We start from the raw sequence: 12881 nt of genomic DNA, 5'->3' as shown, positions 1-12881 counted from the left end.
CGGGACGTCAGCCCGTGAACGCCTCCAGCTCGGCGCGGGGGACCTGCCGGCGGGAGCGGATGAGCTCCTCGACGTCGTCCATGCGGTCCCACACGTTGACGGCCATGCCCGCCTGCACCTCGCCGTCGCGCAGCCAGAACGCGACGAGCTCGCGGTCGTCGACGGAGCCGCTGATCACGACCTCGGTGTCGCCGGCGCGCGGGTCGACGAAACCCTTGTACTCCATCCCGACGTCGTACTGGTCGCTGAAGAAGTAGGGGAGGACGTCGTAGGCGGCGTCGTCGCCGAGCATCGCGCGGCCGGCGTGCGCGCCCGTGTCCTGCGCCACGGCCCAGTGCTCCACGCGCAGCGGGCGGCCGTAGTGCGGCGACGGGACGGAGGCGATGTCGCCGGCGGCGAAGACGTCGGGCGCCGAGGTGCGCAAGGTGCCGTCCACCAGGATCCCGCCGCCGAGGTCGCGCGAGCGCAGCTCGATGCCCGCGGCCGACGCGATGCCGACGTTGGGCGTCACGCCCACGCCCATCACCACGAGGTCGGCCTCCAGGTGGGTGCCGTCGGCCAGCTCGACGCCCTTGACCCGCCCGGACTCCCCGGTGAACGCGACGACGTCGCCGCGGTGCCGCACGACGCCGCGCTCGTCGTGCAGCTTCCCGTACAAAGAGCCGAGCTCCGGGCCGAGCGTGGCCTGGAGGGGGTGCTCGGTCTGGCCGACGAGGCACACGTCCAGGCCGAGCATCCGGGCGGACGCCGCCACCTCGGTGCCGATCCAGCCGTCCCCGACGACGACGACCTTGCCCTCGCCCTCGAGCGACGCGGGCAGCAGGAGGCCGGCGAGCAGGTCCGCGTCGTCGACCGTCCGGAGGGTGTGCACGCCGATGAGGCTCCGGCCCGGCACCTGGAGCGCGCGGGGCGTCGAGCCGGTCGCGAGCAGCAGCCTCGAGTAGCCGAGCGTGGAGCCGTCGGCGAACGTCACCTCGTGGTCGGCCGGGGCGAGGTCGACGACGGTCGTGAGCGTGCGCAGGTCGATGGCGTGGTCGTCCCACCAGCCCGCCTTGAGCGGGTAGATGACGTCCGGCTCCGCCTGCCCCCGCAGGTAGTCCTTCGACAGGGGCGGGCGCTCGTACGGGCGGTGCCCCTCGGAGGTGACGACGACGAGGTCGACGTCGGCGTCCTGCTCCCGGACGGCCTCCACGGCCCTGGCGGCGGCCAGGCCGCCTCCGACGACGACGACGGGTGCGGTGGACGACGCGGGCATGGTGGACTCCTGACCAGCGGGGAAGAGGGCTGCCGAGGCCGACGGTGCCACAGTTCCGCGCTGCTGGCGACCCTCCGCCCGGACGCGTCAGCGCTGCCCGACGACGTCGGCGATCGCGGGCCGCATCTGCGGCCAGGAGAACTCGAAGCCGGCGGAGGTCAGCCGTTCCGGGAGCACCCAGCGGCTCTTGAGCACCAGCTCGGACTCGTTGCGGAGCGCCCACAGCGCGGGCTCCAGCAGCCAGCGCGGGGTGGGGAGGCCCACCGGCATGCCGACGGCGCGGCGCAGCTCGGCCATGAGGGTGCGGTTGTCGCTCGGGTGCGGCGAGGACAGGTTGACCGGCCCGGCGAGCTCGTCGTGGGAGTCGAGGAACCGGATCGCGGCGAGCACGTCGTCGACGTGGATCCACGAGAACCTCTGCCGGCCGCCGGAGCGGTGGACCGGCAACGGGCCGCCCGTCGGCTCGTCGCCGATGCCGCGGTAGCGGCGGTGCGGGAACCACCAGCCGTCGTGCTGCGGCCCGCCCACGCCGAGCCGCGCGATCCGGGCCAGCAGGTCGGACGCCGGCCCGCCGAGCACGATCGCCATGCGCAGCGCCACGCGGCGCGTGCCGGGCAGGTCGCCGGCGAAGAGCTCGCGCTCCCAGCTGCGGGCGACGTCCACGGAGAAGCCCGTGCCGAGCTCGCCGTCGGACTCGGTCTGCGGTCGGTCCGCCGCGTACCGGTAGATGGTGGCGGTGCTCGCGTTGAGCCACAGTCGTGGGGGCGCCGCGGCCGCCGCGATCGCCTCGTGCAGCGCCCGCGTGGTGGCGACCCGGGAGCGCAGGATCTCGTCGCGGTTCGCCTCGGTGTACCGGCAGCCGACGCTCTTGCCCGCGAGATTCACGACCAGGTCGGCGCCGTCGACGGCGGCGGCCAGCGCGGCGGGGTCGCCCCAGCGGGCCTCGGGACCCGTGCGCCCGACGCGGGCGACGTCGTACCCACGCTTCGTCAGGTCGGCCACCAGCCGGTGCCCGATGAACCCGTTCCAGCCCGCGACCACCGCACGTCCGCGCATCGTCATCCCTTCCGCACCTCGAGCACACTGTCGACGCCGGGCTCTCCGCCGTGGGCCTGCATGGCGACGCCGTTGCCGATCGAGATCAGTATCTCGGCCATGGCGCGCGGCCGGACCCAGGACTGCGGCACTCGCCCCCTGCGCGGGTCGTGGTGCGCAGGGGGCGAGCGATGGAGAGTCAGGCGTGCTTGCGACCTGTGGCCCACGACCAGATCGCCACGACGATGATCGACCCGACGAGGGCGAAGCCCCACGTGCCGAGGTCGAAGAACTCGTCGTTCACGCTGGTGCCGAAGACAGCCGATGCGATGAACCCACCCACGAGCGCGCCGACGATCCCGAGCAGCAGCGTGACGATCCAGCCGCCCTTCTGCGCACCCGGAACGATGGCCCGGGCGATTGCTCCCATGATGAGCCCGATGAGGATCCACCCGATGATGCTCACGACAATCTCCTTTTCGTTCGCGAATCAGAACTTCACAGCGAAACGCACTTCTGCGCCGGGCCGGGACATTTCCACGGGTCTTCGTGTCTCGCATCCTGAAGGGCACGTGGCGAAGGACACACGGCGGCCCCGCAGGTAGCCGAGCGGTCTCGCCGCGCCTGCTGACGGTTGTGGCGCTAGCGTCCGTCGCCGGAGGCCGGCGACCGTTCCAGCGGCGATCATCACGGAGAGGCGCCCCGTGGCCCCGACGGCGCCTCCATCAGAGCCGGGGCGGGACACTCTTGCGCCCTGGATCGAGCACTACAACACTGAACGCCGCCACAGCGCACTCGACGGACGACCACCAATCAGCCGACTGCAACCAACGTGATGGCCGGGTACAACTAGTGGGTGGTGACCGGGCTGGTGTCAAGGCTCGGTGTGCAGCCCGACCCGCCGGGTCCGATGAGGATCCTGTCGAAGGCAGTGAACTGCCACGTGGGCTTGCCGTCCGGGCGCACGGCCACGATGCAGTCGCGTGCCTGGGTGATGCCCACGGCTGCGACGGGCTCGTCGGCTGTCCGTTCCGCCCGGACGACGTCGACCCGGGGAAAGACGGCGCGCAGGGCCGCGATCGCGTCGTCCGGGCTCGCTCGGTCGGGGAGCCGGTCCAGCACCTGCCGTACCTCGCCGCTCTCGCTTTCGTCGAGGGACGGAGGCGGCGTCGGCGAGGGCTGGGCAGGCGACGAGGCCTTCGGGCAGTCGACCTTGTCGTAGTCGGCGATGTCGTCCAGGTCGGATGCCCGGACCACGAACCGCCAGCAGGACCTCGAGCTCCCCGAGTTGCGACCCGCATCGCCCATGACGCTGTCGATGTGATCGACGTTGACCACGATGGCGAGGTCGATCACCGCTCCGTCGTGGTCGCCGGAAGACCCCTGCCAGGCGAGGGCGACGACCGAGTAGGACACGCCGTCCTCGCCCTGCGGCAGCCGCGGCGACACGATCGCGGGTCGTTGAACGATCGCGGCGGCGTCGGCGGGCTCGTCGTAGGACGGTTCGACGTCGTCGGCGATCCCGATCGCGACGCGTTCCCCGAGCTCAGCGGCCAGAGCATCGCCGTCTTCCGCGACGAAGATCCCGGCGGCGTCGCGGACGGGCCCGTCGACCAGCTTGTTCACGATGTAGATGGTGGCGATCGTCGGCACGATCGCGAGGAGCGCGACGAGTCCCAGGACCTTCATGAAGAGGCCGGTCTTGCGACGCTGTGGCTTGCCCTCGGCGTTGAGCACGCGACGATCCTGGCGGACCGCTGCCCGGAGCGCCAGCCTCCCGCTGGCTGCCGCCGGTTCCGAGCGGCCCGATGAGCGGCGCCAACGGCAGAGCAGTCGGGCTCGCACCTTGATGCGATGACATCGTCGCTGCAGGTCAGCAGTCGCCCGCCGGGGGAGTCCCGGCATCGGCCGACTCTTGCCGCTGGCCCGCCCGCACCGAGATGATCCGGGATGTGATCGATCCTTGGGGCGCTGACGTCGCGCCTGAGCGCACCCGCCGGTCGGCGCGCGGCGGAGGCGGCCGGGCGGGGGCACTCGTGTTCCTCGCGCTCGTGTTCGGAGTCCCCGCCGTGATCGGGTATGTCGCGTTCACTCCGCAGAGCGGGGAGCGGTTGGCGCGCAGTCTCAACGGGGACGTGATCGTCGGCCTCGCGGACGACATCCAGGAGGTGCAAGGTGAGGCGTTGGATGCTGAGTCCGTGACCCGGGGCGCCGTGGCTTACCCCCGTTTTCCCCATGACGTGGTCGGTGCCTCGTACGGCGTGGTGCCGCTCGCCTGGGAAGGCCGCACGGACGACGACAGGGGCGCGCAGGTCGACCTGGCTGTCACCGTCCACGTAGCTCACGAAGACGGCGTCGGGTTGTTCGACGTCGGAAGGAATTCCGGGAGCCGCACGACGTGCGTTCGGTTCGTCGTGCACCAGTTCGACCCGGACGGTGTCGCCGACCACGATCAGATCGACTGTCCAGAGCCCCTCACGGCGGCAACACCGCGGCCGACCCCCGTCGCGTCTCAGCGCGCCGACCTCGAGTCGGGTGTACTCGAGGTCCTCAATGCGCTACCCGACGGCACGCAGCCCCCGGATGTCGGGCCTGCGGTGTGGGCCGCGCTCGGTGACGACGCCGCGGTCGACGCCGAACGGGAGGAGGACGTGCTCGTCGTCGCCGTCCAGGTGCTGGGCACGCGCGACTGCGTGGTGGCAGTCCGGCCCGACGATGAGGAGGCCTGGCGGTTCACCGATTTCGACCGGATCCTGCTCGAGCCGGGAGAACTGGGCTGCCGCGCCGGCCTGTACCTGCGACCCGTCACGACGCACTGAGACGCACCGGACACTCAGGGTCGGTGAACGCCCACCCGGGTACCACTTGATCAGTGGCTGACCTTGGCCATTGTCGCGAGCTTGCGGCGGGAAGAAGGCAGGACGGGGCGCCGGCCAGCGGCAACTCCAGCGATATGACCTCGCGTCCGGTGGACGCGTGAACGTGTCCGACCGGCGGGAGCGTGCCGCGTCGACCCTGCCGGAGGATCGGGTCGTCCCCGTTCCGCGGCAGCCGCCGCCCACGTCAGGAGGCCCCATGTTCATCGCGATCCTCGATCTCCACACCGCCGCAGCCGACCGCCCCGCCGCCCTCGCCCGGTTCGATGCGGAGGCCGACCTGGTGCGCGCGATGCCCGGCAACGTCGCCTTTCGGGTCTACGCCGCACGCGAGGACGACACCGCGATCGCCGTGGTCCACGAGTGGGACGACGAGGCCTCGTTCGCCCGCTACCTGGGCTCCGACTCCTTCGCGCGCCTAGGCGGGTCGGTCCGCCCGCTGCAGAACGGCACGACGGTGAGCCGGCGCTTCCGTGCTGACCTGCTTGAGTCGGTGGCCTGACCGACGGCGCCACGACCAGCCGCCTAGGATCGAGCCGTGCGAGACCGCCGATGACCCGCCGCGCGTCCAGCTTCGTCCGCAGGTTCGCGCCGGAGCCCGCCCGCGACCTCTGCCCGGACCGCCATTACCTGCTCTGCGCCTCCGCCGGAACCCTCCGGCTGGAGGCGCAGGGCCAGGCATGGTTGCTGCCGCCGGCGCGCGCCGCGCTGATCGAGGCGGGCCGATCCATCCGGGTGAGCATCCCGCGGCCGGCCACGACCGCATCCGTCCTCTTCGACACGGCCTGGGTGCCGCCCCCGCCGGCTCCGCTGACGGTCTTCGACCTCGACCCCTTGGCGCACGCGCTGCTGGCCGAGTGCCGCGCCTGGGGCGAGGCTGACGCACCGCTGACCGCGTACGCCGAGACGCTGTACTCCGCGCTCGCCGCGGTGGCCTGGCGGCTCGCCCGGGAGCCGAGCCCGGTCGTCGTGCCGGCGGGCCGCTCGCCCGAGCTGCGCCGCGCGCTGGCGCTGACGGAGCGACGCCTCACGGATCCGGTCCGCTTCGAGGATGTCGCCGACGCGGTGGGCCTCGCCCCGCGTTCCCTCGCGCGCCGCTTCGAGAAAGAGGCCGGCATGACGTGGCGCGCGGTGCTGCGCAGGATGCGGGTCGCGGCCGCGATCGAGCACCTCGCCGCCGACGAGGCCCCGGTCACGGACGTCGCGTACGCCGTCGGATACAGCTCGTTGTCCGCCTTCAACCTCGCATTCAAGGAATTGACCGGCCGTACTCCCACGCAGTACCGGGCTAGTTTCCGGTCCTGAACTGTCGGCCGCCAGCTCGCTGACTCGCACCCGCCAGGCCTGAGCGTCCCGCTGCCGCGTCAGCATCGGTGGTGGGCATCCGGCAGGGGAAGTGGCAGAACTGATCCACCCCGCACCGCAAGGAGATCGCATGACTCAGCCGCCGGACGGGCTTCCCGTGTATCGACTACTGACCGGCCCGGATGACGCGACGTTCTGCCGCCGCGTCTCCGAAGCCCTGACGCTGGGCTACCGCCTCTACGGGTCACCGTCGATCAGCCTGAGCGGGGAGCGGGTCATCGCCGCACAGGCCGTGCTGTGGCCCCGGTCGACGTCCGAGGAGTGATGCTTCCTCAGGTGGGCTGCCGGCGGCCATCGTGGAGGTCCTCCGCCCCAGCGAGGCGCGCGCAAAGCCCGTGTTCCCGATACCGGGGACCTCAGGGGGGCCTGATCCCGGTGCTACGGCCGTGCTGGTGCTGGGCTCCGCCGTTGGCGGGCAGTAGGAGCCGCCTACCTCGTACCCGACGACACGCTCAAGTCGCGGTGGGACTGCTGCACGGATAGGTGACACCTGACCTGTGGTGCCTGCGGGTGCTGCTGGAAGGATGTGTCCCGTACCCAGACCCCATCCCGAGGAGTTCCGCGACGACGTCGTGGCCATCGCCCGGCAGGGCGAGATCCCGGTCAAGCAGGTCGCGAAGGACTTCGGCATCAGCGAGTCGTGCCTGCGCAACTGGCTGCACCAGGCCGATGTCGAGGACGGCGCGAAGCCCGGCGTGACGGCGTCGGAGTCTGCCGAGCTGCGTGAGGCGCGCAAGCGGGTGCGTGCGTTGGAGCAGGAGAAAGAGGTGCTGCGTCGTGCGGCGGCGTACTTCGCCCAGGCGCACCTGCCGGGAAAATGAGCTACCCGCTCGTGAGTGAGCTCGCCGCAGCGGGGATCCCCGTCGCGGTGACGTGCCGGGTCCTGAAGATCGCCCGCCAGCCCTACTACCGGTGGCTCGCCGACCCGGTCACGGCCACCGACCTCGAGCAGGCTCATCTCGCCAACGCCCTGTTCGACGCCCACCGAGACGACCCGGAGTTCGGGTACCGGCTCCTGGCCGACGAGGCCCGCCAGGCAGGCCATGTCGGGTGTGACCGCACGATGTGGCGGCTGTGTCGCGACGGGCGCTGGTGGTCGGTGTTCGGCAAGAAGAAGGCGACCAAGGGCGGCAAGAAGCCCGGCCCGCCCGCGCACGACGACCTCGTGCGACGTGACTTCACTGCCAGTGAGCCCAACAGCCTGTGGTTGACGGATATCACCGAGCACCCCACGGCCGAGGGCAAGGTCTACCTGTGCGCGATCAAGGACGTGTACTCCAACCGGATCGTGGGTTACTCCATCAGCGCCCGCATGAAGTCGAGGCTGGCCGTCCAGGCACTGGAGAACGCCGTCGCCAGACGCCACGTCGAGGGCGCCGACGTGACCGGCTGCGTGATCCACAGCGACCGAGGCAGCCAGTTCCGAAGCCGGAAATTCCTGGCCGCGCTACGCCGTCACGGCATGGTCGGATCGATGGGGCAAGTCGCCTCCGCGGGCGACAACGCCGCGATGGAGTCCTTCTTCTCCCTGCTGCAGAAGAACGTCCTGGACCGCCGCCGATGGACCACCCGGGCCGAACTACGGATCGCGATCATCACCTGGATCGAGCGCACCTACCATCGACGCCGCCGCCAGGCCCGCCTCGGACGATTGACCCCCATCGAGTACGAAGCCATCATCACCACTCAGGTCGCACTCGCCGCCTGACAACCACTGTCACCTACCCGTGCAGCAGACCCCTGCTCTACGGGCAGGGCCAGGTCGACGACGCGACCGTCAGGAAGCACGAGTACATGTGTGGCCAAGCACGTCGAGAAGCTGCTGCAGTCTCTGGTCGCGACCCACTCGACCCGGACCATCACGGACGTCAGGGCATGCCTCAACGCCGTCGTGAAGCGGGCGATGGCGCGCGACCTCCTGGAGCGGAATGTCGTCGAGCTCGTGGTGACGCCCCGGGGTACGGCCGGACGGAAGTCGAAGTCGCTCTCCGACAAGCAGGCCCTCGACGTCCTCATGCTCACCAAGGGTCACTGGATGTACCCGTACATCGTCGTCTCGATGCTCGTCGGGATCCGGACCGAGGAGATGCGCGCGCTGACGTGGGATCGGGTCGACCTCGAGGGTGAGCCGCCGACGATCGCCGTCTGGCGCTCGGTGCGGAAGTCTGGAGACACGAAGACAGAGAAGTCGCGGCGCACCCTCGCGATGCCCGAGCTCGTTGCCGACGTCCTCCGTCGGCGACATCGCGACCAAGTTGCCGACAAGGTGAAGGCCGGCACCGTGTGGAAGGAGCACGGCCTCGTGTTCACGACGACGCTCGGCACGGCACTGGACGCAGCCAACGTGCGCCGTGGGTTCCGGTCGGCGCTCAAGCTGGTGCCCGGCATCGACCCTGCCCAGTGGACGCCGCGCGAGCTACGGCACTCGTTCGTCTCGCTCATGTCGCTGGGCGGTGCCGCGGTCGAGAAGATCTCCGACGTCGTCGGGCACTCGGACACCTCGACCACGGAGCGCATCTACCGGCACGAGCTACGACCGGTGATTCAGGACGGTGCGACCTTCATGAACTCGTTCGCCACCATCGAAGTCGTCGCCCCCGACTGGCACATGGAACCGCTGTTCAAGCTGCCGGGTACCGACTCCGCTGCCGGTGCGTAAGCCCCCAGTTGCGCCCCCAACGGCGATTTCGACGTCCCGATGGGCAAAGCGAGAGGCCCCCTGCTCAGCGTTTCCGCTGGTCAGAGGGCCTCTCGGCTGGTCGGGGTGACAGGATTTGAACCTGCGACCTCTTCGTCCCGAACGAAGCGCGCTACCAAGCTGCGCCACACCCCGAAGGACTTGCTTCCACGCCGCAGGACCTACGTCCTCGTGCGGAAGCCTGCTCAGAATAGCCGACGATCGGGCCTGGACGAAAACGAGATCCGGCTACCGGGCGGTGAACGTGAGCAACGTCGCCTCCGGGCGGCACGCGAAGCGCACCGGGGCGTACGGCGACGTGCCCGCGCCGGCCGACACGTGCAGCCACGCGGAGCCCGCACCGCCCGTCTCGTCGGGCCGCGGACCCGGCCAGCCGTGCAGGCCGCTGGCCCGGCGTCGGTCGATGTCGCAGTTGGTGACGAGCGCGCCGACGCCCGGCAGCCGCAGCTGCCCGCCGTGCGTGTGGCCGGCGAGGACGACGTCCGCGCCGTCGGCGTGCATGCGGTCCAGCACGCGCCGGTACGGGGCGTGCGTGACGCCGAGGTGCAGCACCGCGTCGTCCGGCGCAACGCCGGTGGTGGCCGGCGACGGGGGGAAGTCGTCACGGTCCAGGTGCGGGTCGTCCACGCCCACGAGCGACAGCAGCCGGCCGTCGGCCTCGACCGTGTCGCGGCGGTTGGTGAGGTCCCGCCATCCGGCGGCGACCATCGCGCCGGCCAGCTCGTCGGAGGGCAGCTCGGCCGGGCGGGTGTGCACGATGCGGGTGTCGCGGCGCAGGTACCGCGCGGGGTTCTTCGGCACGGGCGCGTAGTAGTCGTTCGACCCCATGACGAACGCGCCGGGCGCCGTCGTGAGCAGGGGGGTGAGCGCCTCCAGCAGCGGCCCGAGCGCGTCCCGGTGGGCCAGGTTGTCGCCGGTGTTCACCACCAGGTGCGGCTCGTACTCCGCCAGCGACTGCACCCAGGCGATCTTGCGGCTCTGCGACGGCGTGAGGTGCAGGTCGGACACGTGCAGCACCCGCAGCTCGGGCTCGCCCGCGGGCAGCACCGGAACCGTGGCCCGGCGCACCGTGAAGAGCTTGGTCTCCAGGTGGGCGTAACCGAGTCCCGCGACGCCGGCGGCGACGAGCCCGCCGGCGACCTGCCAGCCGGGGGTCAGTTGTCGCCCCAGGCGTCGCCGAGCGACTCCCAGTCACCGTTCTGGACGGCGTCCCAGGCGGCCGCCGCGTCGGCGCGGCCGTTCCCGTTGCCGTTGCCGCCGCGGTCGTTGCCCTCGTCGCCCTTGGGCTCCTTGCCCTTGTCGCCGCCGCCGCCGTCGTCGCTCGTGTCGTCGCCGTCGTCACCGCCCGACGAGGGCGGCGGGGCCGAGACACCGATCATGGACTGGTCGGGGGCGCCGAAGTCCTTCACCGGGAGACCCGAGATCGCCTTGTCCATGTAGTCCTTCCACGCCGGGGCGGCGACGGTCGAGCCGTACAGGACGCGGTAGGGCTTGCCGTTCACAACCCCACCGTTGGTGTGGTCCTCGTTGGGCTTGTCGGCGTTGCCCACCCAGACGGAGGTCGAGAGGTTCGGCGTGAACCCGGTGAACCAGGTCTGTGCCGACGCGTTCGACGTACCGGTCTTGCCGGCGACCGGCCGCCCGTCCGCCAGACCGCCCAGCGTGCGCGCGGTGCCCTCGGTGAAGACCTTCTCCATCGCGTACACCACGGTGTTCGCGACGTTGGAGGGCAGGGCGTCCTTGTCGCACTTCGCGTCCGGGACGTCGTACTCCTTGCCTCCGGGGCCGGAGACCGCGGTGATCGCGACCGGCGAGCAGTAGGTGCCGCCGGTGGCGAGCGTCGCGTAGGCCGCCGCCTGGTACAGCGGGGTCGACTCCTGGGTGCCGAGAATCATCGGCGCCCGGACGTCGATGTTGTCCCGCTTCGGCTCGTTGATCACGGCACCGTTGTTGTCCTCGGACCGGGTGGGCCGGAAGCCCATGTCCCACGCGGTGTTGCGCAGGTTGCAGAGGTTGAGCTCGTAGCCCATCGACGCGTAGGCCGTGTTGACGGACCGGTAGGTCGCCTCGAGCGCGCTGATGTAGCCCTGCCCGCCGCCCTCGGCGTTGCCCGGTGTCCACGGCTCGGGGCCGAGCCAGCCGACGCACGGCTTGGTCTGGAAGTTGCCCACCACGCGGGTGACCTCGTTCGCGTTCACGCGCTCCGAGAGGGTGTGACCCTCCTTGAGCCACTCCGCGAGCACGAACGGCTTGAAGTTCGAGCCCACCTGGAAACCACCGGACGCACCGTGGGTCGGGTCGGCCGCGTAGTTGACGCGCGTGGTCCCCTCCTTGCCCTCGGAGGGCGTGTAGGGGATGTTCTGCGCCATCGCGAGGATCTTCCCGGTGCCCGGCTCGACGGACGCGATGGCCGACTGCAGGCCGCTCGAGTCGCCCGCGGGGACGGCGTTCTTGACCGCCGCGGCCGCGGCCTTCTGCTTCTTCGGGTCCAGCGTGGTGTGGATCTCGAGGCCGCCGCGGTACAGCAGCTGCTGACGCTCGGCCTTCGTCTCGCCGAACACCGGGTTGGTGACGATCTCCTTGGTGACGTAGTCGCAGAAGAACGCGGAGTCCTTGGCGGCGGCGCAGCCGATCTCGGTCGGGTTGACGTCCAGCGACTTCTTGATCGGCGTCGCCTTCGCCTCGTCGCGCTCCTCGGTGGAGATGTACCCCAGCTTCCACATGTTCTGCAGCACGAGGTCGCGACGCTCCTTGGCGTCCTTCGGGTTCACCGTGGGGTCGAAGCGGCTCGGCGACTTCGTGATGCCGGCGATGGTCGCGGCCTCGACGATGCTCAGCTCGGAAGCGTGCTTGTCGAAGTAGTAGCGGGCCGCGGCCTCCACGCCGTAGATGCTGCGCGACCCGAACTGCGCGGCGTTGAGGTAGCCCTGCAGCACCTCGTCCTTGGTCATCGTCTTCTCGAGGGAGATGGCCATCTTCGCCTCGGTGAGCTTGCGGGAGATCGAGTCCTCGCTCGCCTTGATGACGCCGAACTGGTCGCCGTCCTGCAGGGCCTGGTCGATGAGCATGTTCTTCACGTACTGCTGCGTCAGCGTCGACGCACCCTGCGTGGCGTGGCCGGCCACGTTGTTGGCCAGCGCGCGCGTCATGCCCTGCACGTCGATGCCGCCGTGCTCGTAGAAGCGCTCGTCCTCGATGGAGATCACCGCGTGCTGCATCGGCTCGGAGATCTCGTCCAGCGGCACCACGATGCGGTTCTGCGCGTAGAACGTGGCGAGCAGCTTCCCGTTCGCGGCGTAGATGCGCGACTGCTGCGACATCGGCCGCGGCTCCAGCTCCGCCGGCACCTCGTCGTAGATCGCGACGGTGCTGTCGGCCGCGGCGTTGGCTCCCGCCACCATCGGGATGACCAGCCCGGCGGCGAGGACGCCGCCGACACCGGCCGCGAGGACGAACGCGAGCAGCAGCGCGACGAGCTGCGTCGCCGGCATCGTGCGCGTGATGCGGCGAGGGTCGGATTTGGCCATGCCCACCAGGGTACGGGCTGAGTCCGGGGCGGCACGGCCGCGACGCCGGTCCCGCTGTGCAGATCGTGTGGACCCGTCGTGGGAGCGACGGGACGACGTGACGACGGCGCTCGGGGCGGTCGCTG

Annotated in this window: 12 protein-coding genes, 1 tRNA gene and 1 pseudogene; 7 read left to right on the top strand and 7 right to left on the bottom strand. The window is 70.8% G+C overall.

Annotated features, from left to right (window positions below; translation table 11 throughout):
• Positions 1–7: 7 nt before the first annotated feature.
• The 3 genes from ACH443_RS12270 to ACH443_RS12260 all read right to left on the bottom strand — a co-directional run bounded on the left by ACH443_RS12270 (position 8) and on the right by ACH443_RS12260 (position 2756).
• On the bottom strand, positions 8–1255 hold the full coding sequence (locus ACH443_RS12270; protein WP_430590460.1) for an NAD(P)/FAD-dependent oxidoreductase: 1248 nt from the start codon (positions 1253–1255) through the stop codon (positions 8–10).
• Positions 1256–1342: 87 nt separating this feature from the next.
• Positions 1343–2311 carry an epimerase gene (locus ACH443_RS12265; protein WP_430590459.1) on the bottom strand — a complete coding sequence of 323 codons (969 nt, stop codon included), beginning with the start codon at positions 2309–2311 and terminating at the stop codon, positions 1343–1345.
• A gap of 178 nt (positions 2312–2489) precedes the next feature.
• The gene (locus tag ACH443_RS12260) at positions 2490–2756 is read right to left on the bottom strand and encodes a GlsB/YeaQ/YmgE family stress response membrane protein (RefSeq protein WP_429766673.1); all 267 of its coding nucleotides are present in this window, start codon (positions 2754–2756) and stop codon (positions 2490–2492) included.
• A gap of 280 nt (positions 2757–3036) precedes the next feature.
• On the opposite strand from ACH443_RS12260, the pseudogene ACH443_RS12255 reads away from it, so the two are divergent.
• Positions 3037–3126: pseudogene (locus ACH443_RS12255) on the top strand (integrase core domain-containing protein); the annotation flags it as partial.
• Between the two features lie 13 nt (positions 3127–3139).
• Here the strand turns inward: ACH443_RS12255 and ACH443_RS12250 are convergent.
• Complete coding sequence (locus tag ACH443_RS12250; protein WP_430590458.1) at positions 3140–4027, bottom strand: hypothetical protein; 888 nt, start codon at positions 4025–4027, stop codon at positions 3140–3142.
• Between the two features lie 299 nt (positions 4028–4326).
• Here ACH443_RS12250 and ACH443_RS12245 point away from each other — a divergent pair, with 299 nt between their 5' ends.
• The 6 genes from ACH443_RS12245 (at position 4327) to ACH443_RS12220 (ending at position 9190) form a co-directional block, all read left to right on the top strand.
• Positions 4327–5109, top strand: a complete 783-nt coding sequence (locus tag ACH443_RS12245; protein ID WP_430590457.1) for a hypothetical protein — start codon at positions 4327–4329, stop codon at positions 5107–5109.
• Positions 5110–5365: 256 nt separating this feature from the next.
• A complete protein-coding gene (locus ACH443_RS12240; protein WP_429766677.1) occupies positions 5366–5668 on the top strand; it encodes a putative quinol monooxygenase in 303 nt (100 codons plus the stop codon).
• A gap of 50 nt (positions 5669–5718) precedes the next feature.
• Positions 5719–6471, top strand: coding sequence for an AraC family transcriptional regulator (locus ACH443_RS12235; RefSeq protein ID WP_430590456.1), 753 nt, complete (start codon positions 5719–5721; stop codon positions 6469–6471).
• Between the two features lie 130 nt (positions 6472–6601).
• Positions 6602–6796 carry a DUF1737 domain-containing protein gene (locus ACH443_RS12230; protein ID WP_429766681.1) on the top strand — a complete coding sequence of 65 codons (195 nt, stop codon included), beginning with the start codon at positions 6602–6604 and terminating at the stop codon, positions 6794–6796.
• Between the two features lie 259 nt (positions 6797–7055).
• A protein-coding gene (locus ACH443_RS12225; RefSeq protein ID WP_430590455.1) for an IS3 family transposase occupies positions 7056–8239 on the top strand; the annotation gives its coding sequence in 2 pieces (ribosomal slippage) (positions 7056–7343 and positions 7346–8239; 1182 coding nt in all).
• A gap of 90 nt (positions 8240–8329) precedes the next feature.
• Positions 8330–9190 carry a site-specific integrase gene (locus ACH443_RS12220; protein WP_430590454.1) on the top strand — a complete coding sequence of 287 codons (861 nt, stop codon included), beginning with the start codon at positions 8330–8332 and terminating at the stop codon, positions 9188–9190.
• Between the two features lie 97 nt (positions 9191–9287).
• Here the strand turns inward: ACH443_RS12220 and ACH443_RS12215 are convergent.
• From ACH443_RS12215 to ACH443_RS12205, 3 genes are all read right to left on the bottom strand, one after another.
• Positions 9288–9364, bottom strand: a tRNA-Pro gene (locus ACH443_RS12215).
• Between the two features lie 93 nt (positions 9365–9457).
• A complete protein-coding gene (locus tag ACH443_RS12210; RefSeq protein WP_430557664.1) occupies positions 9458–10387 on the bottom strand; it encodes a metallophosphoesterase in 930 nt (309 codons plus the stop codon).
• Positions 10384–12756, bottom strand: coding sequence for a transglycosylase domain-containing protein (locus tag ACH443_RS12205; RefSeq protein WP_430590453.1), 2373 nt, complete (start codon positions 12754–12756; stop codon positions 10384–10386). The genes ACH443_RS12210 and ACH443_RS12205 overlap by 4 nt, the downstream gene beginning before the upstream one ends.
• Positions 12757–12881: the final 125 nt, after the last annotated feature.

The sequence above is a fragment of the Isoptericola sp. NPDC019571 genome, assembly GCF_044389385.1.
In the GTDB taxonomy this organism is placed as follows: Bacteria; Actinomycetota; Actinomycetes; order Actinomycetales; family Cellulomonadaceae; genus Isoptericola; species Isoptericola nanjingensis.
Note: the sequence above shows the minus strand (reverse complement) of the source record. Positions and strands in the feature narration are given on the sequence as shown.